This is a genomic window from Rathayibacter sp. AY1D1, assembly GCF_002932635.1.
Lineage (GTDB): Bacteria > Actinomycetota > Actinomycetes > Actinomycetales > Microbacteriaceae > Rathayibacter.
Genome location: NZ_PSVY01000020.1, coordinates 40,892 through 66,902, shown reverse-complemented (window position 1 = coordinate 66,902; position 26,011 = coordinate 40,892). Strand labels below are relative to the sequence as shown.

Below are 26,011 nucleotides of genomic sequence, written 5' to 3'. Positions count from 1 at the left end.
CTTCGGGCACACGCGGGCGCGCTCCCGACCCCGGCCCGCCCGCGTGTGCCCGAAGACGCCGGACCTCCCCGTCGGCGAGCCCTTCGCGAGCCGGTGCGCGCCTCCTCCCGCCTCCGCCGTCGAGGCCCGGCTCCGGGCGCTCCTCGCCGAGCGGCTCGTCTTCGATCCGGCGCACACGGCGGTGCGTCTCGCGCGGCCGTTCTTCGAGCACTGCGAGGCGTGGCCCGACCTGGTGCTCGGCGAGCTGCGCGTCGCGATCGAGTACGACTCCACCGGCCGTCACGGACTCGAGCACGTCGGGCACCGCGAGGAGGCCGACCGGCGGAAGGACCGCGCGCTCCGCTCCGCCGGCTGGGAGGTGGTGCGCATCCGCACGGGCAAGCTGCTGCCGCTCGGCCCCCACGACCTGGTCGCCACGGGGGTCACGGCCGCGCTGGCGGACCGCCTGGTCGACCGGCTCCGCGATGTCCGCGGTCCGCTGCTCGTCGACGCCTGGGGGCGCTGAGCGCGTCGCGCGGCGGCTGCGGGACGGTCCTCCGGGACCCGTCCCCGTCGCTCCGTCCCCGTCGCTCCGTCCCGGTGTCCGGCTCGGCGGAGCGGGACCCGCCGACGCAGTGCCGGCGAGCGGGAACCGTCGAGTGGGAGCCGGCGAGTCGGAGCGGTCGAGTCGCAGCCGCCCGCTCGCAGCCGACGCGTCAGAGCCGCAGGGCCAGCGCCTCGCTGCGCCAGCGGCGGTGCAGGGCCCAGGGGTCGGGCTCCCCGGCGCGCACGGTCTCGATGTGGGCGTCGAGCGCGGGGCTGCGCGCGAACCACTCGGTGCGCTCCAGGCGCTCGTCGGCGAACTGGGCGTGCCGGTGCTGCTCGAGTGCTCGCCCGCCGCGCTCGAACGCGAGGAGCTCCTCGTGCCGGAGCCGGTGGAGGCGCTGCCGGGGATTGCCGCTGGTGCCGATCTTGATCCGCTCGCCGAAGCGGATGTAGTAGACGACGTCGACCCGGGGCGGCGGCAGCTCGCCGTCGGGAGCGTCGCCGAGCCGCCACTCGCAGGCGGCGCAGAGCCAGGCGGAGGGGAGCCGGACGCCCAGGCGGGACCCGCACGCGGCGCACGGCGAGGGCAGGACGTCGATCACGCCGTCCTCGCGGGCGACCCAGTCGTGCGCGAGCCCGAGGTGCGCCGCGCAGAGCGCGAGGGGGGCGCCCGTCTCGGCCGAGGAGGCGCACCCTCCGATCGCGCACGCTGACATGCCGCCGACGCTAGGTGCGACCCCCGACATCGCGCCGCCGTCGACCGCGCCGCCGCGAGCACGCAGGAGTCGGAGTGCTCGCTCTCGAGGACGGCGGCACCCGCGCGCTCGCGGCCCGGCGGATCAGCTCAGGCGGTCGACCAGCGACGAGGCGAGGCCCGTGTAGCCGCCCGGCGTCAGCGCCAGCAGGCGCTCCTTCGCCGCGTCGCCGATGTCGAGACCCTGCACGAAGACGTCGATGTCGTCGGCACCGAGGCGCTTGCCGCGGGTCAGGTCCTTCAGCAGCGCGTACGGGTCGGTGATCGAGGAGCGGCCGGCCGCCACCTCCGCGCGGATCACCGTCTGGATCGCCTCGGCCAGCACCTCCCAGTTGCCGTCGAGGTCGGCGGCGAGGGCGGTCGGGTCGAGGTCGATCTCGAGCAGGCCGCGGGCGATGTTGTCGAGGGCGAGGAGGGAGTGGCCGAACGCGACGCCGATGTTGCGCTGCGTGGTCGAGTCGGTGAGGTCGCGCTGGAGGCGCGAGGTGACCAGGGTCTGCGCGAGCGAGTCGAGCAGGGCGCTGGAGAGCTCGAGGTTCGCCTCGGCGTTCTCGAAGCGGATCGGGTTGATCTTGTGCGGCATCGTGGACGAGCCGGTCGCCCCGGCCTGGGGGATCTGCCGGAAGTAGCCGAGCGAGATGTAGGTCCAGACGTCGGTGCAGATGTTGTGCAGGATGCGGTTCGCGTGCGCGGCCCTGCCGTAGAGCTCGGCCTGCCAGTCGTGCGACTCGATCTGGGTGGTCAGCGGGTTGAAGACGAGGCCGAGGGAGGTGACGAACTCCTCCGCGAGGGCGGGCCAGTCGGTGCCGGGGTCGGCGGCGAGGTGCGCGGCGAACGTGCCCGTCGCTCCGCTGAACTTGCCCAGGTACTCCGTCGCCTCGATCTGCGCGACGACCCGCTCGAGCCGGTAGGCGTAGACGGCGAACTCCTTGCCCATCGTGGTCGGGGTCGCGGGCTGGCCGTGGGTGCGGCTGAGCATCGACTCGTCGCGGTAGCGGACGGCCAGCTCCCGGAGCGACGCGACGACCGAGCGCAGCTTCGGCAGCCAGATCTCGCCGACGGCCTGACGGACCACGATCGCGTAGGAGAGGTTGTTGATGTCCTCGCTGGTGGCGGCGAAGTGGGTGAGCTCGGCGATGCGCTGCAGGCCCAGCTCCTCGAGCCACTGGCGGACGAGGTACTCCACGGCCTTCACGTCGTGGCGGGTGCGGGCCTCGAGGGTCGCCAGCTCGTCGATCTCGGGCTGGCCGAAGTCGCGGGCGCGGCGGCGCAGCTCCTCGGCGGTCGCCGCGTCGACGGGCTCGGAGCCGAAGAGGCGGCGGTCGGTCAGCGCCAGCAGCCACTCGACCTCGACGTGCACCCGCGCGCGGTTCAGCCCCGCCTCCGAGAGGTACTCGCCGAGCGACGAGACGGCACCGCTGTAGCGACCGTCGAGGGGGCTCAGCGGCTGGGTGGGGAGCGAGGTCATGCGGTGGTGCCTTCCGGTTCTCAGGTGTCCTGCGCGAGGGCGGCGCGCGCGTCGGTGGAGTCGGGGCGGACCGAGCGGTTGCCGCGCAGTCCTGGTTCGATCTGGGCGAAGAGGGCCCGGCAGGCGCGCTCGATGAGCGCGAGCACCGAGTCGAACGCCGCCGCATCGGAATAGTAGGGGTCGGGGACGTCGCCCTGCGGGGAGAGGCCGGGCTCGAAGTCGAGCAGGCGGCGGATCTTCTGCCGGTCGACCTCGGTGCGCGCCCAGGAGCGCAGCGCGCGCTCGTGCCCGTGGTCGAGCGCGACGACCAGGTCGAACTCGGCGAAGCGGGACGGGTCGAAGAGCTGGGCGCGGTGGCGGCCCCCGTCGAAGCCGTGACGCTCCAGCGCCGCGAGGGCGCGGCTGTCGGCGTGCTCGCCGAGGTGCCATTCGCCGGTGCCGGCCGAGCTGATCTCGATCGTGGAGCCGAGCCCCGCCTGCTCCGCCAGGGAGCGCAGCACCACCTCGGCCATCGGCGACCGGCAGATGTTGCCGGTGCAGACGAAGCACACGGCGAAGGCCGAGGGCGCAGGGGAGTCGGGGGTCACCCGCCCATCATGGCGCACCGCGGCTCCTCCACAGCAGGCCGATCGCGGCCGTCGTCCACCGATGGCGCGCGACGCCTCCCGGGCGGCGGCGGCGCGGCCGATGCTGGCTGCCGAGCCGGCGGTGTCAGTCCTGACGGCGGCGGAGGAAGGGGCGCAGGAGGAGGCCGATGAACCAGTTCACCAGTGCGAGCACGAGGGCGCCGAGCACGCCCCACCAGAAGCCGTCCACGACGAGGCCGAAGCCGAAGAGGCCGCTGATCCAGGCGGTCAGGAGCAGCAGGAGGCCGTTGACGAGGAACGAGACCAGGCCGAGCGTCAGCACGTACAGGGGGAACGCGACCACCCGCACCACTCCGCCGACGACGGCGTTGACGACGCCGAAGATCACCGCGACCAGCAGGTACGTGAGGACCGCCGCGGCGGGGCCCTCCTCGTACGGGTCGACGCGCACGCCCGCCACGACCAGGGTCGTGAGCCAGATCGCGACGGCGTTGGTCAGGAGGCCGAGGAGGAGTCTGCTCATGCCTCCACTATCCCCGCAGGCGGGGCGGGCCGCGAGCCGGGGCTCAGGTGAGGGGCCCGCCGATGGTCGGCTCGGGCGCAGGAGTGCAGAGGCGGGGGTCGTCGGCGCAGGTCCGCGGAGGGAGCACCGCGGTGGGCTCGGGCTGCGGCAGGGGCTCCGCCGTCGGCTGCGGGGCCTCGGTCGGCTCGGGGGCGGGCGCGGGAGCCGGCTCCGGAGCCGGGGGATCGGGCGTCGGCTCCTGGGTGGGCGCGGGCGCCGTGGTCGGCCGGGGAGCTGCGGGAGGCGCGGGGCGCGGGGGAGGAGCGAATCCGCTGCCCGGCTCCGGGACGAGCGGCTCGCGCGCCTCGATCACGGCGACGGCCAGCGGAGCGACCGCGGCTCCCGAGGCGAGAGCGCTCCGGAGCTGCTCGACCGCGTCGGTCAGCACCGCCCGCCGGGACGTCGATCCGCGACCGGAGGCGAGGGTCGACGTGGCGAGGCCGAGCACGCGCTCGGCCAGCGCCGTCCGCTGCTCCCCGGCCGCGGTCGTCGCGGTGGTGATGGCGTCGGCCGAGACTCCCTCGAGGGCTGCGTTCAGGGATCCGATCGCCACCAGCAGATCGGTGCGGGCCGCGCCCGCGACGGTGCCGTCGGTCGCGGTGAGGAGCGCGAGCGAGTCGTCCCGCAGCGCGAGGCCGGCCTCGCGCGCGGCGGTGTAGGCCGGAGGCGCGGCGACGTCGATGGACGTCTCGCGGAGAGTCGGGGTCGCCTGCGTGCCCTCCGCGGAGGGCGTGCATCCGGTGAGCGCGCCGGCGGCGACGAGCAGGGCGATCGCGGCCGTGGCGCCCCGGAGGAGCGGGCGCGCACCCCCGCGCCGCTCGGCTCGCCCTCGACTCCGCATCACTGCACCCTAATCGGGGGACGGCCGCCGTGGGCGCCGGTCAGCGGGGCGGTTCGCGCATCCGAGACCCGGGTCGGCCGCACCTCCGGGCCGCACCGGCGGCGCTCGACCGGTGGGAAGGGGGCCGGCGCACGCCCGTCGAGGGCGGGGGACGGCGCGCGCGGAACGGCGGGGCGCCCGCCGCCGCGCCGCCTAGCATGGGGCGGGTGACCGACCAGCAGGAGCCTCCCGTCCGCCTCCGCCCCGAGATCCTGGCGCTCCCCGCCTACAAGCAGGGCCGCGCGGCCGCCGCCGACGCCTTCAAGCTCTCCTCCAACGAGAACCCGTTCGACCCGCTGCCCTCCGTGCTCGCGCGGGTCCGCGAGGTGGACGACTTCAACCGGTACCCGGACGCGGCGGCGACCGCCCTGCGCACAGCGCTCGCCGCGGAGTACGGCGTCCCGATCGAGGAGGTGATCGTCGGAGCCGGCTCCGTCGCGGTCATCGCCCAGCTCATCACCGCGGCGGCGGGCCCGGGCGACGAGGTCGTCTACGCCTGGCGCTCGTTCGAGGCCTACCCCTCGCTCGTCACGACCGCGGGCGCCACCAGCGTGCGCGTGCCGCTGCGCGCCGACGACACCCACGACCTCGACGCCATGGCCCACGCCGTCACCGAGCGCACCCGCCTGCTGATCGTCTGCAGCCCCAACAACCCCACCGGCACCGTCGCGACCGCCGACGACGTCAAGGCGCTCCTCGAGCGCGTCCCGGGAGACGTCCTCGTGCTCCTCGACGAGGCGTACGCCGAGTTCGTCGACGACGAGCGGGCCGTGGACGGCACCCGCCTGCTCGGCCGCTACCCGAACCTCGTGATCGCCCGCACCTTCTCCAAGGCGTACGGCCTCGCCGGCCTCCGCGTCGGCTACGCGATCGGCCACGCGCGGATCCTCGACGCCGCCCGCTCCACCGCCATCCCGCTCTCGGTCACCCGGTTCGCCGAGACCGCGGCGGTCGCCTCCCTCGAGCACCGCGAGGAGCTCCTCGAGCGCGTCCACCGCATCACCCGCCTCCGCGACGACCTCTGGCGGGCGCTGCTCGACCAGGGCTGGACGATCCCGGAGTCGCAGGCGAACTTCCTCTGGTTCGACACCCGCGAGGACACGGCGCGGGCCGCCGAGGTCTTCGAGCGCGCGGGAGTCGTGGTCCGCGCGTTCCCGCCGGAGGGGATCCGCGTCTCCGTCGGCGAGGCGCGCTCTGTCGACAAGCTCCTCAGCGCGGCGGCCGAGATTGTGGCTTCCCTCCCCGAGGGCCACCCCGCGAGACGGATAGGTTAGTCGGGTGGTAGCCACCAGCACGGAGTCGCCGACTGTCCAGTTCCTCTCCGCGGACGGGCGGTTCTCGCCGACCCCCGCGGCCGAGCAGTACGCCTCCTACCTCGACGGGGTGGACGAGGCGCAGCACCGCTCCTTCTACCGCGAGATGGCGGTGGTCCGCCGCTTCGACACCGAGGCCGCGAACCTGCAGCGCCAGGGCCAGCTCGGACTGTGGGTCCCGAGCCACGGCCAGGAGGCGGCACAGGTCGGCTCCGCGTTCGCGATGCGCCCGCAGGACCACGTGTTCCCCTCCTACCGCGAGCACGTCGTCGGCAAGATCCGCGGCATCGACCTGCTCGGCGTCCTCGCGCTCCTGCGCGGCACGACGCACGGGGGCTGGGACCCGACCGACCCGACGAACGGGAACTTCCACCTCTACACGCTGGTGCTCGGCTCGCAGGCCCTGCACGCGACCGGCTACGCGATGGGCCTCACCCTCGACGGAGCGACGGGCACGGGCGACCCCGAGAAGGACGCGGCCGTCGTCGTCTACTTCGGCGACGGCGCCTCCAGCCAGGGCGACGTCAGCGAGGCGATGGTCTTCGCCGCGAGCTACCAGGCTCCCGAGGTCTTCTTCCTCCAGAACAACCACTACGCGATCTCGGTCCCCGTGGCCACGCAGTCGCGCAGCCCCCTCTACCTCCGCTCCTCCGGCTTCGGCATCCCCGGCGTGCAGATCGACGGCAACGACGTGCTCGCGAGCTACGCGGTCACCGCCAAGCACCTGCAGGACGCGCGCTCCGGCGGCGGTCCCCAGTTCATCGAGGCGCTGACCTACCGGATCGGCGCGCACACCTCGAGCGACGACCCGACGAAGTACCGCACCGACGACGAGCTCGCCTCGTGGGTCGCGAAGGACCCGATCACCCGCTTCGCCGCGTTCCTGCGGAGCGAGGGCGTGGAGCAGTCCTTCTTCGACGAGGTCGACGAGGAGGCGAAGGACTTCGCGTCCGACATCCGCCGCCGCCTCCTCGCCCTCGAGGTCCCGCCCACGGGCGTCATGTTCGACCACGTCTACTCGGAGCCGCACGTGCTCGTCGAGGAGCAGAAGGCGTGGCTGCAGCGCTACGAAGAATCGTTCGGAGGCGAGTGATGACGATCGACACCAGCACGACGGCCGCGCAGCCGCCCCTCACCGGGTCGCAGCTCGAGTCCATGTCCATGGCCAAGGCGCTCAACGCCGGCCTCCGCCGCGCGATGACGCAGGACGACCGAGTCCTCCTGATGGGCGAGGACATCGGCCCCCTGGGCGGCGTCTTCCGCATCACCGAGGGCCTGCACGCCGAGTTCGGGGCGAAGCGCGTGCTCGACACGCCGCTCGCCGAGTCCGGCATCGTCGGCACTGCGATCGGGCTCGCGATGCGCGGCTTCCGCCCGGTCTGCGAGATCCAGTTCGACGGGTTCATCTACCCGGCGTTCGACCAGATCACCTCGCAGCTGGCCAAGATGACCAACCGCCACGAGGGTGCGATCACCATGCCCGTCGTCATCCGCGTGCCCTACGGCGGGCACATCGGAGCGGTCGAGCACCACCAGGAGAGCAACGAGGCGTACTTCGCGCACACCGCGGGCCTGCGCGCGGTCAGCCCGTCGACTCCCAACGACGCCTACTGGATGATCCAGGAGGCCATCGCCTCGGACGACCCCGTCATGTTCTTCGAGCCCAAGAGCCGCTACTGGCCCAAGGGCGACGTCGACCTCAGCGGATCCGCCGCGCCGCTGCACGCCAGCCGCGTCGTCCGCCCGGGCACCGAGGTCACGCTGGTCGGCTGGGGCCCGATGGTCGCCGTCCTCCTCCAGGCCGCCGAGCTCGCCGGCGAGGAGGGCACGAGCGTCGAGGTCGTCGACCTGCGCTCGCTCTCCCCGATCGACTGGGAGCCGCTGCTCGCGTCGGTCCGCAGGACCGGTCGGCTCGTCGTCGCGCAGGAGGCGTCCGCGAACGTGAGCCTCGGCTCCGAGATCGCGGCGACCGTCACCGAGCGCGCCTTCTTCTCGCTGGAGGCGCCGGTCCTCCGGGTCGCCGGCTTCGACACCCCCTTCCCGCCCGCCAAGGTCGAGAAGCTCTTCCTCCCCGACGTCGACCGCGTGCTCGAGGCCGTCGACCGCTCGCTCGCGTACTGACGCGCGCGACATCCGCCCGCACGAGCCCACAGGAGTCCCCCCGATGACAGAGCAGTTCCTCCTCCCCGACGTCGGCGAGGGCCTCACCGAGGCCGAGATCGTGGCCTGGAAGGTCAAGGTCGGCGACGAGGTGGCCGTCAACCAGGTCCTCGTCGAGATCGAGACCGCCAAGTCGCTCGTCGAGCTCCCCTCGCCGTTCAGCGGCACCGTGGTCGACGTGCTCGTCGACGAGGGCCAGACGGTCGACGTCGGCACCGCGATCATCACCGTCCAGGCCGGAGCCGGCTCGATCGGCTCCGAGGTGCCCGCGATCCCGGCCCGCCTCCGTGCCGGCCGCCGCCGCGCTCCCCGTCATCGCGAAGCCGCCGATCCGCAAGCTCGCGAAGGACCTCGACGTCGACCTCCTCGAGGTGCAGGCCACCGGCCTCGCCGGCGAGGTCACCCGCGACGACGTCATCCGCCACGCCTCCCAGGCCAGCGTCTTCCGCAACATCCAGACCCCCGCCTGGGGCGACGACCGCGAGGAGCGCATCCCCGTGCGCGGCGTCCGCAAGGCGATCGCCGCCGCGATGTCGACGAGCGCGTTCACCGCGCCCCACGTCAGCGTCTTCGTCGACGTCGACGCGACCCGCACCATGGAGTTCGTCAAGCGCCTCAAGAACTCGCCCGACTTCGCCGGCGTCAAGGTCTCGCCGCTGCTCATCATGGCCAAGGCCATCATCTGGGCCGTCCGCCGCAACCCCACCGTCAACTCCGCCTGGACCGACACCGAGATCGTCGTCCGCCACTACGTCAACCTCGGCATCGCCGCGGCCACCCCGCGCGGACTGCTCGTCCCCAACGTCAAGGACGCCCAGTCGATGAGCCTCCTCGAACTGGCCCAGGCCCTCGAGAAGCTCACCCTCGACGCCCGCGACGGCAAGACCACCGCCGCCGACATGCAGAACGGCACCATCACCATCACCAACATCGGCGTGTTCGGGATGGACACGGGCACCCCCATCCTCAACCCCGGCGAAGTCGCGATCATCGCCCTCGGCACGATCAAGCAGAAGCCCTGGGTCGTCGACGGCGAGGTCCGCCCCCGCTTCGTCACCACGGTCGGCGGCTCCTTCGACCACCGCGTCGTCGACGGCGACGTCGTCAGCCGCTTCGTCGCCGACGTCGCCAGCGTGCTGGAGGAACCGGCGCTGCTGCTCGACTGAGCGGGCGGTGCTCGATTGAGCGGATTCCTCCTTCGTCGTCATCCGTTCCGCGGTCGGCTGTCCGAGGTGGGGCGTTTCGTGGAGCGGGGAGCGTACCGCTACGGCGAATCGCTGGAACGCGATTCGGCGGTGAGCTCGGCGGTGCTCGATCGAGCGGATTCCTCCTTCGTCGTCATCCGCTCCGCGGTCGGCTGTACGAGGTGGTGCGTTTCGTGGAGCGGGGAGCGTACCGCTACGGCGAATCACTGGAACGCGATTCGGCGGTCAGCTCGGCCCTGCGGGCGAGCGTGCGCTGACGCGGCTCGGCCCTGCGGGCGAGCGTGCACGGATGCGGCTCGGCCCTTCGCTGTCGAGGGAGGGCGGGTGGTCTCCGCTGAGGGCGCGGGGCACGGGCCGCGGCTGCGCCGGCGGGAGCGGGGAGAGCGGGGGAACGGCAGCGGTCAGCGGGGGGAGACGGCGAAGGAGTGCAGGGCGAGGGCGTCGCTCAGGCGGGCGGCGACGCGGGCGCCGCGGACGCTGGTGCCTTGGGGGTCCAGCGGCGGGCTGACGACGGCGGCGCCGAGGCGGCCGGGAGCGGAGAGGACGAGGGCGCCCGAGACGCTCGACTTGGCGGGGACGCCGACCGCGCGCATCCAGCGGCCCGAGCCGTCGTAGACACCGCACGTCGCCATGACCGCGACCACGTCGCGCGCGACCGACGCCGGCACGACCCGCTCGCCGGTCCCCGGGTGCACGCCGCCGAACGCGAGGGTCGCGCCCATCGCGGCCAGGTCGCGGACGTCGACCAGCACGGCGCACGCTCGGGCGTACGCGGAGACGGCGTCGTCGGCGCTGCGGTGCAGGGTGCCCTCCGCGCGCATCAGGTGCGCGAGGGCGTGGTTCCGGTCGCCGAGGAGGTGCTCGTCGGCGGCGACGCTCTCGTCGACGGAGAGCGGGCGGCCGGCGAAGGCGGAGAGGCCGCGGAGGATCCGCTCGCTCCGGCCGTCGGCGTCGCCGCCGTCGACCAAGGCGGCGGTCAGCAGCGCTCCCGCGTTGACCATCGGGTTCGGCGGGCGCCCGGTGCCGCTCTCGAGCTTGAGGGCGTCGAAGGCCTCGCCGGTGGGCTCGATGCCGACGCGGTCGAGCGCGTCACCGCCGGTGTCGAGGAGCGCGAGCGCGAACAGGAACGGCTTCACGGCCGACTGGATGCTGAACCCCGACTCCGCGTCGGCGCTCGCGCGGACGGACCCGTCGGGCAGGACGAGCGCGATCGCGCAGAGTCCCGGGTCGGCGTCCGCGAGCGCGGGGATGCTGTCGTCGACCTCGCCCCCGTCGTCCGGCAGCACCTCCCGGCGCAGCGCCTCGAGGTCGAAGGCCAGGGGATCGGGGAGGGGGCTCATCCGTCCACTCTGTCAGGGCGGGGAGCCCGTCGCGTCCCGGGCCTCAGACGAGCCCGAACTCCGCGTCCAGCGCGTCCAGCTCCGCGGCGAACGACGCGCGCAGACTCTCCTTCTCGTCGGCGGGCAGCCAGGAGGCCTCCGCTCCGGTGAGCGCCATCGCGCGCAGCTGAGCGGCGGTCGCGCCGATCGGGCCGGCGGCGAGACGGTACTCGTCGGCGAGCGTGGTCGGGAACATCCCGGGATCGTCGGAGCACGGCACGACCCGCAGTCCCGCGTCGAGCATCGCCCGGATGGACGCGCGCCGCCAGGGCCGCCAGGAGCGGCGCGAGGTCGTCGAGGCGACGGTGAACACGACGCCCTGCTCGCGGACGCGCTCGACGACGGCGGGGTCCTCGAGGACGAAGTAGCCGTGGTCGATCCGGTCGCAGCCCAGCAGATCGAGGCAGGTCGTCGTGTTGGCCGCGGTCGGGGCGTGCTCGGAGGAGTGGGCGGTCCGGCCCAGGCCGGCCTCCCCGGCGAGGCGGTAGGCGTCGGCGAAGCGCTCGGGCGGACCCGCCGTCTCGAGGTTGTCGAGCCCGATCCCCGCCACGTACTCGTGGGGGTGGCGGACGACCTCGCGGACCAGCTCGAGCGCCTCCTCCCCGCTGTGGCCCGGGGCCTGAGCCGGGACGGTTCCCGACGGGGCCCGCGGGTCCGCGCGGCTCCGGGAGGCCGGACGCGGTCCCGCGGGTCGGACGCCGCTACTCCGTGAGCGCGACCGCCGTCCACGAGACGGGCGGGAGGGTCAGCGTCAGCACGCCGTCCTCGAGCGTCGCCGGGGCCTCGCGCAGGCGAACGCGGTTCTGGTCGTCACGCGTGTTCTTCGCGTAGGGGTCCTCGTCGAACAGGGCCACCGCCTCCGCGATGCTCGACACTCCGAGGCCGCTGACGTCGACGGTGACCTCGATCGGCTCCGTCTGCGACCGGTTCACCAGGAAGACGGCCGCGCGGCCCTCGTCGACGGTGGCGACGGAGTCGATGAGCGGAGCGTCGCCGTGACGGGCGGTCGAGTAGGTCCCCGCGTCGATCCGGGGGCGCAGCACCGAGCCGGAGGCCAGGCGTGCAGTGGTCGAGAACGGGAAGAACGTGGTCTGGCGCCACGCGGCTCCGCCCGGCTCGGTCATGATCGGCGCGATCACGTTGACGAGCTGCGCGAGGGAGGCGGAGGTGACCCGGTCGGAGTTCTTCAGCAGCGTGATCATCAGGTTGCCGAGGACGACGGCGTCGGCGACGGAGTAGACGTCCTCGAGCAGGCGCGGGGCGTAGGCCCACTCGCGGGCGCTCTGGTCGCCCTCGGCGTCGGCCTTCTCCTTGGCCTGCCACTCCTCGAGGTACCAGACGTTCCACTCGTCGAAGGAGAGCTTGATGTCCTTCGTCTTCTTGAGCTTGAACTTCACGTGGTCCACCGTCGCTGCGACGGTGGCGATGAAATACTCCATGTCGAGGGAGGAGGCGAGGAAGGAGCCGAGGTCGCCGTCGTACTCCTGGTAGTAGGCGTGGCACGAGACGTACTCGACGTCGTCGTACGCGTGCTCGAGGACCACGCGCTCCCACTCGCCGAAGGTCGGCATCGACGAGCTCGACGAGCCGCAGACGACCAGCTCGAGCGAGGGGTCGGCGATCTTGAGGGCCTTGGCGGTGCGGGAGGCGAGCTTGCCGTAGTCGTCGGCGCTCATGTGGCCGACCTGCCAGGGGCCGTCCATCTCGTTCCCGAGGCACCACATGCGGATGTCGTAGGGCTCGGTCCCGCCGTTGGCGATGCGCTGGTTGGCGAGAGCGGTGCCGGCCGGCCCGTTGGCGTACTCGAGGACGTCCAGCGCCTCGAGGACGCCGCGGGTGCCGAGGTTGACGGCGTACATGATCTCGCTGCCGGTCAGCTCCGCCCACTTCGCGAAGTCGTCCAGCCCGACCTCGTTGGTCTCGAGCGAGTGCCAGGCCAGGTCGCGGCGGCGGGGGCGCTCGGAGCGCGGGCCGACGCCGTCCTCCCAGCGGTAGCCCGAGACGAAGTTGCCGCCGGGGTAGCGGATCGTCGTGGTGCCCAGCTCCTTGACCAGCTCGACCACGTCGAGGCGGAACCCGTCCTCGTTCGAGGCGGGGTGGCCGGGCTCGTAGATGCCGTCGTACACGCAGCGGCCGAGGTGCTCGACGAACGAGCCGAAGAGGCGCGGAGTGACGGGGGCGACGACCGCGGCGGGGTCGAGGCTGATGCGCGCGGTGGCGGCGGGGGCGTCGGTCATGAGGGCCTTTCGGGCTTCGGGCTCCCGCAGCGGGCTCGGCGGCGAGCGGTCTTTCTAACGTTGTACACGATGGTCCGCCCCGGCTCGGCCGCTGTCAAGAGCGGCACCGGCCCCCTCCTGCCTCGCTGCTCACCGCTGCCGACGGCGGCAGACCTCTTCGGGCGTCGCGTCTCCCCGCCGCCGCTCAGCGCACCTGTGCTCGACTGGGCGGGTGCCCTCCTCCGATGCCGTCACCGACGCCTGCTCCGAGCTCGCCGACCGCGCCGACGCCCTCGCGGCGTCGCATCCCCGCCCGCGCGCGTTCCTCGCGGCCGTCGCGAAGGACGTCGCCGGCATCCGCAGCGCCCCGCTCGGCGCTCTCGACCTGGCGCACGGCGGCCGCAACCGGGTCCGGGGGAAGGGCTTCCGCCGCCCCTACGACGACGGCACCCGCGGCCAGGCCCGCCACTTCGCCGGCGTCGCGGGCGCCACGCTGTACCTCGGCGGCCCGCTCGCGCACCTGTTCCTCCGGACCGTCGGCGGCGACGTCCGCGGCTCGGCCGACGACCGGCTGACGACGCGGGCCGTGGAGTGGAGTCGGCTCCTCCGCCGCGGCGAGCTGGCCGTCGCGGACGCGGGAGCGTGGATCCGCCGCGAGATCTGCGGCAGCGGGACCTGCGCCTAGGCCCCGGCCGACGCCCGGCCGACCGGCGGGTCCTCCGCGATCGGCCGGCCCGCGGTCGACTCCCGGGCGACCACGGTGAACGCCGCCTCGTGGAGCGTCCCGGGGCCGGTGCGGGTGCCCTCGATCCGGGCCTGCAGCACCTCGACCGCGGTGCGCGCGATCTCGTCGCGCCCCGAGTCCACGGTGGAGAGGCTGGGGGAGGAGTAGCCCGCCTCGTCGATGTCGTCGAAGCCGATCACCGCCACCTCCTCGGGCACGCGGACCCCCGCCTCCTGGAGCGCGCGGACCGCGCCGAGCGCGAGGGTGTCGTTGAGTGCGAACACGGCGTCGAAGTCGAGCCCGGAGGCGAGCACGCGGCGCATCGCCTCGGCGCCGCCGGAGCGCCGCCACGGGCCCGAGACGCCGATCATCCGCTCGTCGTAGGCGATGCCGGCCTCGGCGAGCGCGGCGCGGTAGCCCTCGAGGCGGAGCGACGCCGAGCTGACAGCGGCGTCGGGGTGGGTCCCGAGCGCCACGATCCGGCGCCTTCCGGAGGCGAGCAGGTGCGCGGTGGCCGCGCGCGCCGCCGCAGTGTTCTGCATGGTGACGTGGTCGACCAGCCCGGTGAAGATCCGCTCGCCGAGCAGCACCAGGGGGAAGCCGACCGCGAGTGCGTCCTCGTCGGCGAGGCCCAGCGGGCTGAAGAGCAGGCCGTCGGTGAGCTGCCGGCGCTCGCTCGCCAGGACGCTCCGCTCGCGCTCGGGGTCGCCGCCGGTCTGCTCGATCAGCACCGTCAGGCCGCGCTCGTCGGCGGCGCGCATCACGCTGTCGGCGAGCTCGGCGAAGTAGGGGAGGCTCAGCTCCGGCAGGGCGAGGCCGATCACGCCGGTGCGGCCGCGGCGCAGGCTCCGCGCGGAGAGGTTGGGGCGGTAGCCCAGCTGCGCGATGGCCGCCTGCACCCGGGAGCGGGTGGCCGGGCGCACGTGCGGATAGTCGTTGATCACGTTCGAGACGGTCTTGATCGAGACGTCGGCGGCGCGGGCGACGTCGTGCAGCGTGACGGCCACGGTCCTCCCTCCGCTCGGCCCTCACGCTACCCCGGGGCTCCGCTCCGGCCTGTCGCGGATCGACGCCGGGGCGGCGTGCGGGCGGGGCGCGCCGCCGGAGCAGGACGCGCCCCGCGGCCGATCAGGTGTACCAGCTGGGCTCGGGGACGGTGTCGAGCAGGGCGAAGACGCCGACCTCGCGGCGCTTGTAGGGCAGCGGATCGTGCAGGGAGTGGGTGCGGAGGTTCCGCCAGTAGAGGTCGAGTCCGACCGAGCTCGCGGAGGCGCGGGCGCCGGTCAGCTCGAAGACGCGGGTCGCCGTCGCGAGGCCGTCCTCCACGATCCGCGCCTTGGCCGCGGCGATCCGCACGGCGATCTCGCCGCGGCGCCGAGGCGTCAGCTCCTCGCGCGGAGCGTGCAGCGCGGCCGAGAGCGCGGCCCCCGTCGCGTCGATCAGCGCCTCGTCGGCCCAGAGCCGGGACTGCAGGTCGCCGTATCCCTCGAGCACGTACCACTCGTCGCCGGCGCGCTCCTTGTCGTCGCCGCCGTACGGCCAGGCCCGGGTGCGCTCGCGGGTGTACTGCGCCGCGCGCTCGAGCGCTCCCTGCGCGATGCCGAGGTAGAACTCGGCGAAGACCTGCTGGATGACGGGCACGTTGAGGGTGTTGTAGACGAGCGGACGGTAGACCTTGTCGACGAAGCCGGCCGCCGCCGCCCACGGCACGCGGACGCCGCGGATCTCGACGGAGCCGGACTCGGTGAGGCGCTGGCCGAGGCTGTCCCAGTCGCGGCCGAAGACGATCCCCTCCTGATCGGTGGGCACGATCGCGAAGAGGTGGGTGTCCGTCCCCTCGAGCACCCCCTCGAGCACGGTCAGGTCGCTGACCACGCCGCCGGTCGAGAACGACTTGCGGCCGGTGAAGACCAACTCGTCGCCCTCCTCCCGCACGGTGAGGTCGGAGTCGCGCGGGTTCACCGCGCCTCCGTAGAGGAGGTCCCCCTCGGTCGCGAGCTGCTCGACCGCGATGATCTGCTCAGGGGTCCCCACGAGGCGGGCCGCCCAGGCCCAGAGGTAGTGGTAGCCGAGCAGCTGGCCGATCGAGCCGTCGCCGCGCGCGACGGTGCGGACGACGCGGAGGGCGGTGGTCCACTCCTGGGCGCCGCCGCCGTGCTCGGCGGGCCCGAGCAGCGTGACGAGGCCGGCCGCCTTGAGCAGGGCGACCTCGGCGAAGGGGGCGGCGCCGGCGCGGTCGCGCTCGAGGGCGTCGGTCGCGAGCACGGCGGCGACCTCCTCGGCGCGGACGAGCCAGGCGTCCGGGGAGTCGGGCCGGGGTGCGGCCGACCAGTGCTCGGCTGCGGCGCCGATCGGCGTCGCGGCGTCGGTGGTCGTGGGTGCGGTGGTGGTCACGGTGTCCTCGTCTCGTCGGGGGCGGTGTGCAGCGACTGTGCCAGGGGCGAGGTGCCCGGAGCGAGGCGCGTGTCGCCCCGTGTCCGTGTGTGTCCGCGGATGACCGGCGGGCGCCTCTGCACGATTTTGACAATCGTTATCAATAGCCGTTAGCGTGGGAGCACCCGCCCGGCCCCTGACCCAGATCGGCTCACCGTGAAGACCCGCCTCCTCGCCCTCACCGCCCTCCTCGGCGGCACCGCGCTCGCCCTGAGCGGCTGCTCCGGAGCGGGCAGCGCCTCCAACAGCTCCGCCGCCGCCGCCGCGGGCGGGCCCGTGAAGGTCGTCGCGTCGACGAACGTCTACGGCGACCTCGTCTCGAGCATCGGCGGCGACCTGGTCGAGGTGACCAGCATCATCGACAGCCCGGACAAGGACCCGCACGAGTACGAGGCCACCGCCCGCGACCAGCTCGCCGTGTCCGGCGCGACCCTCGTGATCGAGAACGGCGGCGGCTACGACCACTTCCTCGACACCATGATCAGCGCGGCCGGCACCGAGGCCCCCGTCATCACGGCCACCGTGATCGCCGGCCTGGAGGACGTCCACGACCACGCGGAGGAGGAGGAGTCGGAGGGCGGGCACGAGCACGCGGAGTTCAACGAGCACGTCTGGTACGACCTCTCGGTGATGAAGGAGGTCGCTGGGCGGATCGGCGACGAGCTCGCCGCGCTCGACCCCGACAACGCCTCCGCCTACTCCGCCAATCTCGCCACCCTCGACGAGGGGCTCGACGCCCTGATCGCCCGCGAGGGCGGGCTGAAGGGCACGCTCTCCGGCCGCTCCATCGCGATCACCGAGCCCGTCCCGCTGTACATGACCGATGCGCTCGGCCTGACCGACGCGACTCCCGAGGCCTTCAGCGAGGCGGTCGAGGAGGGCACCGACGTCCCCGCGACCACGCTCCAGGAGACGCTGGCGCTGTTCTCCGGCGAGGCCGTCGACGCGCTGATCTACAACGAGCAGACCGAGGGCGCGCAGACGGACGCGGTGCTCGACGCCGCGAAGGCCGCCGGGATCCCGGCCGTCCCCGTCACCGAGACGCTGCCCGAGGGCGACGACTACACCGGCTGGATGACCGCCAACCTCGACGCGATCGAGGGAGCCCTCTCCCAGTGAGCCACGACTCCCCGACCAGGCCCGTCTCCCCGGAGGCGGGCCCTTCGGCGTCCGTGCTGCGGCTGCGCGGCGCCGGGCTCCGCTTCGGCGACCGCGAGCTGTGGAGCGGCGTCGACCTCGACGTGCGCGCCGGCGAGTTCGTCGCGGTGCTCGGGGCGAACGGCTCCGGCAAGACGAGCCTCCTGCGCGCGGTGCTCGGCCAGCAGCAGCTGAGCGCGGGGGAGCTGCAGGTGCTCGGCGAGCCCGTGCACCGCGGCAACCGGCGCATCGGCTACATCCCGCAGCAGAAGCTCGCCGACGAGGGCACTCCGCTGCGCGCCCGCGATCTGCTCGGGCTCGGGATCGACGGCCACCGGTTCGGCCTGCCCCTGCCCTCCCGCTCCCGGCGCGCGGCCGTCGACGCGCTGCTCGAGGCCGTCGGCGCCACCGCCTTCGCCGACGCCCCCATCGGCAGCCTGTCCGGCGGCGAGCAGCAGCGCGTCCGCGTCGGCCAGGCGCTCGCGGGCGACCCGGCGCTCCTGCTCTGCGACGAGCCGCTGATCGCGCTCGACCTCGCCCACCAGCGGGCGGTCAGTGAGCTGATCGACCGGCACCGCCGCGAGCGGAACCTCGGCGTCCTCTTCGTCACGCACGACGTGAATCCGGTGCTCGGCATGGTCGACCGCGTGCTCTACCTCGCCGGCGGCCGGTTCCGGATCGGCACCCCCGACGAGGTCCTGCGCTCGGAGGTGCTCAGCGAGCTCTACGATGCACCCGTCGACGTGATCCGCGCCCGGGGTCGGGTCATCGTGGTCGGCGCACCCGACCACTCGCACGTGCACGAGCACGAGGAGGGGCAGTCGTGACGGACGTCTGGTCGCAGATCTTCGACTTCTCGGACTACGGAGCGCTGCTGTCGCTGCTGATGAACTCGGTGATCGCCGGCGCGGTCCTCGGAGTGGTCGGCGGGCTCATCGGCGTCTTCGTGATGTCGCGCGACATGGCCTTCGCGGTCCACGGCATCAGCGAGCTCTCGTTCGCGGGGGCCTCCGCGGGGCTGCTGCTGGGCGTCGGCGTCGTCGAGGGATCGATCGTCGGCTCGCTGATCGCGGCGGTCCTGATCGGCGTGCTCGGCTCGCGCGCCCGCGACCGCAACTCGATCATCGCGGTGCTGATGCCGTTCGGACTCGGCATCGGCATCCTCTGCCTGGCCCTCTACCCGGGCCGCAGCGCGAACAAGTTCGGCCTGCTCACGGGTCAGATCGTCGCGGTCGACGACCCGCAGCTCGGGTGGCTGATCGGCATCTCGGTGGTCGTCCTCGTCGGTCTCGCGCTGATCTGGCGCCCCCTCACCTTCGCGAGCGTCGACGCCGACGTGGCGGCCGCGCGCGGCATCCCCACCCGGGCGCTCTCGATCGCGTTCATGCTCCTGCTCGGCCTCGCGGTCGCCGTCTCGGTGCAGATCGTCGGCTCGCTGCTCGTGCTCGCGATCCTGGTGACGCCGGCGGCCGCGGCGCTGCGCCTGTCCGCCTCGCCGGTGATCGTGCCGCTGCTGAGCGTGCTCTTCGCCGTCGGCGCGCTGGTGGGCGGCATCCTGCTCGCGCTGGGCGGATCGATCCCGATCAGCCCCTACGTGACGACGATCTCGTTCGCGATCTACGCGGTCTGCCGGATCATCGGCCGCAAGGGCGTCCGGCGCTCCCGGCTCGCCGTCGGCGGGGGGCGGTAGCGTGGCCCGGGTCGTGCGGAGTGGAGGTGGTCCAGTGGTCAAGCGCAACACGTGGCAGCGCGAGGCGGTGCGCGAGGCTCTCGGGCGTCGCGAGGACTTCGTCAGCGCCCAGGGCCTGCACAGTGCGCTGCACGCCTCCGGCTCGCCGATCGGGCTCGCGACGGTCTACCGCGCGCTCTCGGACCTGGCCGTGGAGGGCGAGGCCGACTCGCTGCAGTCGCCCGAGGGCGAGAGCCTCTACCGCGCCTGCACGCCGGGGACGCACCACCACCACCTGATCTGCCGCCGCTGCGGGCTGACGGTCGAGATCGCGGCCGACGAGGTCGAGGAGTGGGCGCGCTCGGTCGCGTCGCAGAACGGATTCACGGACGCGCACCACGTCGTGGACGTCTTCGGGCTCTGCGCGGCCTGCACCGCGGAGCTCGCCGAGGCCTGACGCCGGTCCGGCCGGGAGCCCGTCCGCGGGCGCCCCTCGATCCTGGTCCGGCTCAGGCCGGGAGGAACACCCCGATCGACCGGTCCTTCACCACGGAGCCGGCGGGCAGCACCCGCCCGCTCATCGCGAGGTAGACGCCCGGCGGCAGCAGCTGCACGGCGGCCACCGCGGTGCCGAGGTTGAACGCGGCGTCGCTGTCGAGCATCCGTGCGGGCTGCATCGCGCCGGTGAGGACGACCACCCGATCGCGGACGACGCCGAGGGCCTCGGCCGTCGCGGTCATCGTGTCGGTGCCGTGGGTGAGGACGATCCGGTCCTCCTCGGCGGCGAGCACCCGCTCGCGGATGAGGGCCCGATCGGCGTCGTCGAGCTCGAGGCTGTCCTTGGCGAGGACCTCCTCGACGCGGAACTCGAGCGTGGTGAGCACCGGGGCGAGCAGGCGCGGCACCATCGGGGCGCCGATCTCGAGCTCGCCCGCGAGCGAGTACTCCTTGTCGACGGTGCCACCGGTGGTGAGGACGAGGATGCGGTCAGTCACGCGATCAGACTAGGCGCCGCCTCCGACACCGGCACGTTCGTGCGCACTGGCCGCGCCACGGCGGCGGCGGCGGCCCGCATCGGGAACGATGGAGCGCATGACATCCTCCTCCCCGTCCCTCCTCCGCACCGGCGCCAAGGTGCTCCTCGGCTCCGCCCTCCTCTTCGCGGGGGTGAGCCACCTCACCCGCAAGCGGGAGGAGTTCCAGGCGCAGGTCCCCGAGTGGGTGCCGCTGGACAAGGACGCGGTCGTGCTCGCCTCGGGCGTGGTGGAGATCGGCCTGGGCGCCTCCCTGGTGCTCGCGCGCCGCCGGGCGCCGCTGGTCGGAGCCGCGGCCGCCGCCTTCTTCACCGCGATCTTCCCGGGCAACGTCTCGCAGTGGGTGACGCGGACGAGCGCCTTCGGCCTCGACACCGACCGCAAGCGCGCCGTGCGCCTCGCGTTCCAGCCGCTGCTGGTGGCGTGGGCGCTCTGGTCGACCCGTCGTCCGCGGGGCTGATCCCACTCGGCTGATCCCGCTCGCCGGGCGGCACGACGCCGGCCGTGAGCGCGTGCCGCCCGCCTCGGAGGATCCTCCTCAGCCGCCGCCCTGCTGCGCCTCGGCCAGCAGCGGCGCGAGCAGCTCCTCGATCCGGCGCCGCGCCCCCTCGGCGTCGCCCGCGGCGATCGCCTCGACCAGCTCGGCGTGCTGGCGGGCGTGCACGTCCTCCTCGCCGACGACGTCCTCCTCCAGCACCGACTCGAACATGCCGGTGAGGCCGTCGTAGAGCTCGACGAACAGGTCGTTGTGGGTCGCGACGACGACGGCCCGGTGCAGCGCGGTGTCGGCGGCGATCCGCTCGGCGAGCTCCGGCGCCTCCCACGAGCGGGCCCGGCGGGCCAGCAGGGAGCGGAGGGCGGCGACGTCCTCCCCGGTGCGGCGCTCGGCCGCCAGCGCGGCCGTCGCCCCGTCGATCGCGAACCGCAGCTCGAGGCCCTCCCGGCGGGCGGCGCTCGGGATGCGGCGGCGCAGCGACTCGGCGAGCTGCGAGCGCGCGGTGACGAACGTGCCGCGCCCCTGCTCCCGCCGCACGAGGCCCGCCTGCACGAGGGCCTGGACGGCCTCGCGGACGGAGTTGCGTCCGGCGCCGGTCCAGCGGGCGAGCTCGGCCTCCACCGGGATCCGCTCGCCGACGGCCCAGCGGCCCGAGCGGATCTCCTCGTGGAACAGCGCCGTGACGTGGTCGATCACGCTCTCGCGCTGGAACGGCGCCGCGGGGCTAGACTCGCCAGGATTCATCCCATCATCCTATCTCTCGGGGACTCCATGACCGCAGCACCGACGCTCCGCGCCACCGCCCTCCTGGCCCTCGCCGCCATCGCGATCACCGCGCTGAACCTCCGCACCGCCGTCACCGGCTTCAGCCCGCTGCTCGACACGATCGGCACCGATCTCGGCTTCGGGCCCTCGCTCTACGGGGCGCTGGGGACGATCGTCACCGCCTCCTTCGCCGTCTTCGGCTTCGTCGCCGCGGCCGTCTCGCGCCGGATCGGCCTGGAGCGCACGCTCGCGATCGCGACGCTGGTGACCACGCTGGGCATCGCCCTCCGCGCGCTGAGCCCGAGCCCGGTCGCTCTGGTGCTCTCGACCGTCGTCGCCTTCGCGGGCGTGGGCACCACGAACGTGCTCATCGTGCCGATCGTGAAGCGGTACTTCGCCGAGCGGATCAAGACGGTCAGCTCGCTCTACCTGGCGCTGCTGCAGGTGGGCCAGTTCGTCGCTCCGCTGGTCGCGGTGCCGCTGGCCTCGACGGCGGGGTGGCGCTGGGCGATCGGGATCTGGGCCGTGATGACGGCCGCGGCCTGCCTGCTCTGGGCGGCGCTCGCGGCCCGCGGAGGAGGCGGGGCGGCTCCGGCCGCCGCCGGCGGCCGTGTGGACGGGGCGTGGCGCACGCCGCTGCTCTGGGCGATGGTGCTGATGCTCGGGATGACCGGTCTGCACACCTACGGGATCATCACCTGGCTGCCGACGATCCTCGTCGACGCGGGCGCGGATCCGGCGCAGGGCGGGGCGCTGCTGGCGCTGTTCTCGGTGTTCGGCCTCGCCGCCGCCTTCGTGGTGCCGCCGCTGACTCTGGGGATGCGCAACCCGGTCGTGGTCGTGGTGGTGTGCTGCGTGCTGCTCGCCGTCGGCTACGCGGGCCTCGTCGTCGCTCCGCTGGAGGGTGCCGTGGCGTGGGTGGTCTGCCTCGGGCTCGGCGTCAGCACGTTCCCGATGACGCTGACGCTCGTGAACGCGCGGACGCGGACGACCACCGGCTCCTCGACCCTCTCCGGCGCCACGCAGGGGCTCGGCTACGGGCTCGCCTGCCTCGGTCCGCTGCTGATCGGCGTGCTCTACGAGGCGCAGGGGGACTGGGGCGGCGCGTACGCGCTGCTGTTCGCCGGAGTGGCGGTGCTGCTGGTCAGCGGGATCGTCGCGTGCCGTCCGCGGTTCCTCGAGGACGAGGCGGCGCTCCGCCGGGCCTGAGCGGCGGCGCTCAGCGCGACGCGGCCGGAGCGAGCGCGGAGACGATCCGCCCCAGCCCGAAGCGCCAGGCGCTCTCCACATCGCCGCCGAGGGTGAAGGCGCCGGTGATCTCCATCTCGATGAACCCCGTCGCCCAGGCGGTCAGCGTGCGCGCCGCCTCGAGGGCGTCCTCCTCGCCCGCCAGCTGCGCGGTGAGGTCCAGCAGGCGGGCGCTCGCCGCGTCGCGGTACTCCTGGGCGGTGACGGGCGTGCCGGGAGCGGGGGCCATCACGAGGAGGAACGCGGCCGGCCGGTCTCTGGCCGGAGCTCCTGGCCGAGCTGCGCGCGATGGGCCGCACCCTCGACGACGTGCGCGGCGTCGTGCTGACCCACGGCGACTCCGACCACGTGGGCTTCGCCGAGCGCCTGCGCCGCGATCACGGCGTGCCGGTCCACGTGCACGCCGCCGACGCCGAGCGGGCGAAGGGCGGGGCGAAGCCGAGGACCGCGACACCGCGGCTGCGCGTCCTGCCGCTCCTCGGCTTCGCGGCCTACGCGCTGCGGAAGGGCATCGCGACGGTCCCGCCGCTCACCGAGGTCGTCGAGGTGCACGACGGGCAGACGCTCGACCTGCCGGGCGCTCCCCGCGTGATCGCGCTCCCGGGCCACTCCCCGGGGAGCATCGCCGTGCACGTGCCGCTGGCCGACGCGGTCTTCGTCGGCGACGGGCTGACCACCCGCCACGTGCTCACCGGCCGCACGGGTCCGCAGCCCGCGCCCTTCACCGACGAGCCGGAGCAGGCGCTCGCGTCGCTCCGGGCGCTCCTGCCCACCGGGGCGCGCTGGGTGGTTCCGGGCCACGGAGCGCCGTGGAGCGGCGGGGTCGAGGCGGCGGTCCGGCTGGTCGAGAGCGCCTGAGGCGCGGAGCCGTTCAGGAGGCGGGGACGAGCTTCCAGCGGTCGGCGAGGATCTCGAGGCCCTTGTCGAAGGTCGCCGACCACGCCGTGACGTCGTGGGCGCTGTCCGGCACCTCGAGGTAGGTGGCGCTCATGCCGGCGGCGACGGCCGCGGCGTAGACGGTCTTCGCTCCGGGGAGGAACGAGGTGTCCTCGGCGCCGACTCCGAAGATCGCGACGGTGCCGGTGTAGGGGGCGTTCGCCGCGAGGACGTTCACCGGCTTCGCGGTCTCGTAGGCGGCCTGGTCGCCGCCGAACCCCTGCGCGACCGTCGCCGCCTCGCTGCCGAGGGTCGGCGCGAGCTCGCCCGAGGCGTCGACGATGTTGCCGAAGAGCGACGGGTGGCCGGCGCCGAGCTGGATCGAGCAGGTCCCGCCCTGCGAGAGGCCGCCGATCGCCCAGTGCTGCGCGTCGCCGAGCACCGGCAGGTTGGCGCGGATCCAGTTCGGGACGTCGACGGTGAGGTAGGTGGCCGACTTCCCGAGCGGCGAGTCGACGCACATCGGGTTCCTGTCCGGATCGCCCAGCTGGTCGGGCGACACGACGATCGGCGCGAGGCCGGCGTGCGCGGCGGCGTAGGCGTCGAGGGTCTGCTGGAACTTCTCGGTCGAGAGCGGATCGGAGGGCGACCCCGGCTGCCCCGAGAGCATGATCATCACCGGCAGCAGCGGCGGTGCCGCGGTGAGGGCCGCGGGCGGGAGGTAGACCACCGCGTCGCGGGCCGGGAAGCCCGACGCGGTGGCGGGGATGGCGACCGTCGAGACCGAGCCGACGGCGGGCATCCCGGCCGGGGCCGTCCAGGTCGCGAGGTCCGAGTGCGGTCCGTCCGCGGCGGCGACCGGCACGGAGGAGTCGGAGTACGCGCTGATCCCGAGCGCGCTGCGCACCGTGGGGTACTGGCCGAAGTCGATGTTGACGGTCATCGCGGCCGCCGCGACGACGAGCACTCCGGCCGCGAGCGATGCGAGAACCCCCCGCGCGCGGCGGCGGGCGATCGCGTGCCCGAGGACGACCAGGGCGACGCCCAGCCCGCCGATCCCGAGGCCGATCGCGACCCGGGTGACCGGCGTGAAGTCGACGCCGAACGGGCCGTCGGGCCCGTCGACGAGGGCGGCCAGGGCGGCGCCGCCGATCAGGCCCAGGAGGAGGACCGCGACGGCGATCCCGCCGCGCCGGGAGCGCCCGCGGCGGGGAGCGCGGACGTGGGCGGCGAGCAGGAGGAGGAGCGCTCCGATCGCGAGCACGTAGACGGCGACGACGAGGGGGCCGGAGACGAGGCTCAGGTCGAGGAGAGAGGTCATGCGTCGATCCGGTCGGAGGGTGCTCGGGCGGGCGTCAGTCTGGCGGCGGTCTCTGGAGGAGAGCCGGGAGCTGTCGGGAGCGATTCTCCTCCCCGGGCGCGGATCCACCGAGCTCTCCACCGATCGGGCGCAACCCCGCGCGCCGCGCCGCCGCTCCCGCCTAGCGTGGGACTCCCGACGCACACCGCGCCCTCACGAAGGAGCCCGCACCATGACGCAGCACCCCCGCCTCGAGACCTCCTCCCGCGAGGCCCGCGCATGAGCCGCGGAGTCGCCGTCGTCACGGGCGGCACGGCCGGGCTCGGACGCGCCACGGTCCGCGAGCTCGCCTCCCGCGGCTGGGACGTCGCCGTGCTGGCGCGCGGCGAGGACGGACTGGCGGCCACGGTCGCCGAGATCGAGCAGAAGGGCCGGCGCGGGCTGGGCATCCCGACCGACGTGGCCGACCGCGAGGCCGTCGAGTCGGCGGCCGACCGGGTCGAGGCCGAGCTCGGCCCGATCGAGCTGTGGGTCAACGACGCGATGGTCGGCGTCTTCGGCGAGTTCCTCTCGACCGAGCCCGCCGACTTCGAGCGCGCCGTGGGCGTCAACTTCTTCGGCTTCGTCAACGGCACCCGCGCAGCCCTCTCCCGGATGACCCCGCGCGACCGCGGGCACGTCATCCAGGTCGGCTCCGCCCTCGCGCACCGGGGCATCCCGCTGCAGGCCGCGTACTGCGCCTCCAAGTTCGGCGCCCGAGGCTTCACCGAGGCCGTCACCGCGGAGCTGCTGCACGCGAAGAGCCGCGTGCGCCTGTCCGAGGTCGACATGCCGGCGCTCAACACCATCCAGTTCAACTGGGTGAAGTCGCAGCTGCCGCACCACCCGCAGCCCGTGCCGCCGATCTACGAGCCCGAGGTGGGCGCGATCGCGATCGCCGACGTGGCCGACAAGCCGCGCCGCCGCACCTGGGTCGGCGAGCCGACCGCGGGCACCATCCTCGGCGACCGCTTCGCCGGGCGCTTCATGGACTGGTACCTCGCCCGCAGCGCCTTCGACGGTCAGCAGGCCCCCGACAAGACGGAGCCGATGCTCCCGAACAACGTGTACGAGCCGGTCCCCGGCGATCACGGCGCCCGCGGCCTCTTCAGCGACCGCGCGCACACCATGACGCCCCAGATCTGGATGATCCGCCACCGCGCCCTGAGCTACGCGGGGGCCGCCGCGGCCCTCGCCGCCGGCGCCGCGGGCGTCGTCTCGGCCCTGCGGAGGAAGTGACC

26 protein-coding genes and 2 pseudogenes are annotated in these 26,011 nt (G+C 73.9%); 14 read left to right on the top strand and 14 right to left on the bottom strand.

The window, feature by feature from the left end:
* A pseudogene (locus C5C56_RS12645) lies at positions 1 to 505 on the top strand (hypothetical protein); the annotation flags it as partial.
* Positions 506 to 695: 190 nt separating this feature from the next.
* Here the strand turns inward: C5C56_RS12645 and C5C56_RS12640 are convergent.
* The 5 genes from C5C56_RS12640 to C5C56_RS12620 form a co-directional block, all read right to left on the bottom strand.
* Complete coding sequence (locus C5C56_RS12640) at positions 696 to 1,241, bottom strand: GIY-YIG nuclease family protein (protein WP_104225197.1); 546 nt, start codon at positions 1,239 to 1,241, stop codon at positions 696 to 698.
* A 123-nt stretch (positions 1,242 to 1,364) separates the two neighbouring features.
* Positions 1,365 to 2,747, bottom strand: a complete 1,383-nt coding sequence (gene purB, locus C5C56_RS12635; protein ID WP_104319727.1) for an adenylosuccinate lyase — start codon at positions 2,745 to 2,747, stop codon at positions 1,365 to 1,367.
* Positions 2,748 to 2,767: 20 nt separating this feature from the next.
* The gene (locus tag C5C56_RS12630; protein WP_181127746.1) at positions 2,768 to 3,334 is read right to left on the bottom strand and encodes a low molecular weight protein-tyrosine-phosphatase; all 567 of its coding nucleotides are present in this window, start codon (positions 3,332 to 3,334) and stop codon (positions 2,768 to 2,770) included.
* Between the two features lie 124 nt (positions 3,335 to 3,458).
* Complete coding sequence (locus C5C56_RS12625; RefSeq protein WP_104225199.1) at positions 3,459 to 3,857, bottom strand: phage holin family protein; 399 nt, start codon at positions 3,855 to 3,857, stop codon at positions 3,459 to 3,461.
* Between the two features lie 43 nt (positions 3,858 to 3,900).
* Entirely contained in the window at positions 3,901 to 4,737 is an 837-nt protein-coding gene (locus C5C56_RS12620) for a hypothetical protein (RefSeq protein WP_104328117.1), read from the bottom strand.
* A 197-nt stretch (positions 4,738 to 4,934) separates the two neighbouring features.
* Between C5C56_RS12620 and hisC the strand changes: the two genes are divergently transcribed.
* From hisC to C5C56_RS12600, 4 genes and pseudogenes are all read left to right on the top strand, one after another.
* A complete protein-coding gene (gene hisC, locus C5C56_RS12615; protein ID WP_104319725.1) occupies positions 4,935 to 6,050 on the top strand; it encodes a histidinol-phosphate transaminase in 1,116 nt (371 codons plus the stop codon).
* A 4-nt stretch (positions 6,051 to 6,054) separates the two neighbouring features.
* Positions 6,055 to 7,182 (top strand): thiamine pyrophosphate-dependent dehydrogenase E1 component subunit alpha, encoded by a 1,128-nt coding sequence (locus C5C56_RS12610; RefSeq protein ID WP_104226633.1) that lies wholly within the window; start codon positions 6,055 to 6,057, stop codon positions 7,180 to 7,182.
* A 62-nt stretch (positions 7,183 to 7,244) separates the two neighbouring features.
* On the top strand, positions 7,245 to 8,210 hold the full coding sequence (locus tag C5C56_RS12605) for an alpha-ketoacid dehydrogenase subunit beta (RefSeq protein WP_181028888.1): 966 nt from the start codon (positions 7,245 to 7,247) through the stop codon (positions 8,208 to 8,210).
* A gap of 43 nt (positions 8,211 to 8,253) precedes the next feature.
* Positions 8,254 to 9,415 (top strand): annotated as a pseudogene (locus tag C5C56_RS12600) (dihydrolipoamide acetyltransferase family protein).
* 440 nt (positions 9,416 to 9,855) lie between these two features.
* On the opposite strand, the gene glsA reads toward C5C56_RS12600, so the two are convergent.
* The 3 genes from glsA to C5C56_RS12585 all read right to left on the bottom strand — a co-directional run bounded on the left by glsA (position 9,856) and on the right by C5C56_RS12585 (position 13,070).
* Positions 9,856 to 10,794: a glutaminase A gene (gene glsA / locus C5C56_RS12595; protein WP_104319724.1), complete on the bottom strand. Its 939-nt coding sequence runs from the start codon at positions 10,792 to 10,794 to the stop codon at positions 9,856 to 9,858.
* A gap of 43 nt (positions 10,795 to 10,837) precedes the next feature.
* Positions 10,838 to 11,419 carry a hypothetical protein gene (locus C5C56_RS12590; protein ID WP_104256444.1) on the bottom strand — a complete coding sequence of 194 codons (582 nt, stop codon included), beginning with the start codon at positions 11,417 to 11,419 and terminating at the stop codon, positions 10,838 to 10,840.
* Positions 11,420 to 11,534: 115 nt separating this feature from the next.
* Positions 11,535 to 13,070 carry an alpha-N-arabinofuranosidase gene (locus C5C56_RS12585; RefSeq protein ID WP_104319723.1) on the bottom strand — a complete coding sequence of 512 codons (1,536 nt, stop codon included), beginning with the start codon at positions 13,068 to 13,070 and terminating at the stop codon, positions 11,535 to 11,537.
* A gap of 211 nt (positions 13,071 to 13,281) precedes the next feature.
* Here C5C56_RS12585 and C5C56_RS12580 point away from each other — a divergent pair, with 211 nt between their 5' ends.
* Positions 13,282 to 13,734 (top strand): hypothetical protein, encoded by a 453-nt coding sequence (locus tag C5C56_RS12580; RefSeq protein WP_104224546.1) that lies wholly within the window; start codon positions 13,282 to 13,284, stop codon positions 13,732 to 13,734.
* Here the strand turns inward: C5C56_RS12580 and C5C56_RS12575 are convergent.
* Positions 13,731 to 14,780, bottom strand: coding sequence for a LacI family DNA-binding transcriptional regulator (locus tag C5C56_RS12575; RefSeq protein ID WP_104263358.1), 1,050 nt, complete (start codon positions 14,778 to 14,780; stop codon positions 13,731 to 13,733). The genes C5C56_RS12580 and C5C56_RS12575 overlap by 4 nt on opposite strands.
* A gap of 121 nt (positions 14,781 to 14,901) precedes the next feature.
* Positions 14,902 to 16,167, bottom strand: coding sequence for an acyl-CoA dehydrogenase family protein (locus tag C5C56_RS12570; RefSeq protein WP_258065671.1), 1,266 nt, complete (start codon positions 16,165 to 16,167; stop codon positions 14,902 to 14,904).
* Between the two features lie 195 nt (positions 16,168 to 16,362).
* Between C5C56_RS12570 and C5C56_RS12565 the strand changes: the two genes are divergently transcribed.
* From C5C56_RS12565 to C5C56_RS12550, 4 genes are read left to right on the top strand one after another with little or no spacing between them, the layout of a single operon-like run.
* On the top strand, positions 16,363 to 17,325 hold the full coding sequence (locus C5C56_RS12565; RefSeq protein WP_104319722.1) for a metal ABC transporter solute-binding protein, Zn/Mn family: 963 nt from the start codon (positions 16,363 to 16,365) through the stop codon (positions 17,323 to 17,325).
* Entirely contained in the window at positions 17,322 to 18,170 is an 849-nt protein-coding gene (locus tag C5C56_RS12560) for a metal ABC transporter ATP-binding protein (RefSeq protein WP_104227225.1), read from the top strand. The genes C5C56_RS12565 and C5C56_RS12560 overlap by 4 nt, the downstream gene beginning before the upstream one ends.
* A gap of 59 nt (positions 18,171 to 18,229) precedes the next feature.
* Positions 18,230 to 19,033, top strand: coding sequence for a metal ABC transporter permease (locus tag C5C56_RS12555; protein WP_104233592.1), 804 nt, complete (start codon positions 18,230 to 18,232; stop codon positions 19,031 to 19,033).
* 34 nt (positions 19,034 to 19,067) lie between these two features.
* On the top strand, positions 19,068 to 19,469 hold the full coding sequence (locus tag C5C56_RS12550; protein ID WP_104238381.1) for a Fur family transcriptional regulator: 402 nt from the start codon (positions 19,068 to 19,070) through the stop codon (positions 19,467 to 19,469).
* 52 nt (positions 19,470 to 19,521) lie between these two features.
* Here the strand turns inward: C5C56_RS12550 and C5C56_RS12545 are convergent, their stop codons facing one another.
* Complete coding sequence (locus C5C56_RS12545) at positions 19,522 to 20,007, bottom strand: asparaginase domain-containing protein (RefSeq protein ID WP_104224541.1); 486 nt, start codon at positions 20,005 to 20,007, stop codon at positions 19,522 to 19,524.
* 88 nt (positions 20,008 to 20,095) lie between these two features.
* Here C5C56_RS12545 and C5C56_RS12540 point away from each other — a divergent pair, with 88 nt between their 5' ends.
* Complete coding sequence (locus tag C5C56_RS12540; RefSeq protein WP_181027249.1) at positions 20,096 to 20,506, top strand: hypothetical protein; 411 nt, start codon at positions 20,096 to 20,098, stop codon at positions 20,504 to 20,506.
* A gap of 78 nt (positions 20,507 to 20,584) precedes the next feature.
* Here the strand turns inward: C5C56_RS12540 and C5C56_RS12535 are convergent, their stop codons facing one another.
* On the bottom strand, positions 20,585 to 21,286 hold the full coding sequence (locus C5C56_RS12535; protein ID WP_104319721.1) for a FadR/GntR family transcriptional regulator: 702 nt from the start codon (positions 21,284 to 21,286) through the stop codon (positions 20,585 to 20,587).
* A gap of 27 nt (positions 21,287 to 21,313) precedes the next feature.
* Here C5C56_RS12535 and C5C56_RS12530 point away from each other — a divergent pair, with 27 nt between their 5' ends.
* Positions 21,314 to 22,516 (top strand): MFS transporter, encoded by a 1,203-nt coding sequence (locus tag C5C56_RS12530; protein ID WP_104261300.1) that lies wholly within the window; start codon positions 21,314 to 21,316, stop codon positions 22,514 to 22,516.
* Between the two features lie 10 nt (positions 22,517 to 22,526).
* Here C5C56_RS12530 and C5C56_RS12525 read toward each other — a convergent pair whose 3' ends face one another.
* Positions 22,527 to 22,784 carry a TetR-like C-terminal domain-containing protein gene (locus tag C5C56_RS12525; RefSeq protein ID WP_146086486.1) on the bottom strand — a complete coding sequence of 86 codons (258 nt, stop codon included), beginning with the start codon at positions 22,782 to 22,784 and terminating at the stop codon, positions 22,527 to 22,529.
* A gap of 41 nt (positions 22,785 to 22,825) precedes the next feature.
* Between C5C56_RS12525 and C5C56_RS12520 the strand changes: the two genes are divergently transcribed.
* Entirely contained in the window at positions 22,826 to 23,413 is a 588-nt protein-coding gene (locus tag C5C56_RS12520; protein WP_308471506.1) for an MBL fold metallo-hydrolase, read from the top strand.
* Positions 23,414 to 23,426: 13 nt separating this feature from the next.
* On the opposite strand, the gene C5C56_RS12515 is transcribed toward C5C56_RS12520, so the two are convergent.
* Positions 23,427 to 24,752, bottom strand: a complete 1,326-nt coding sequence (locus C5C56_RS12515) for an esterase family protein (protein WP_104315537.1) — start codon at positions 24,750 to 24,752, stop codon at positions 23,427 to 23,429.
* Between the two features lie 258 nt (positions 24,753 to 25,010).
* Here C5C56_RS12515 and C5C56_RS12510 point away from each other — a divergent pair, with 258 nt between their 5' ends.
* Positions 25,011 to 26,009: an SDR family oxidoreductase gene (locus tag C5C56_RS12510; RefSeq protein WP_104233564.1), complete on the top strand. Its 999-nt coding sequence runs from the start codon at positions 25,011 to 25,013 to the stop codon at positions 26,007 to 26,009.
* Positions 26,010 to 26,011: the final 2 nt, after the last annotated feature.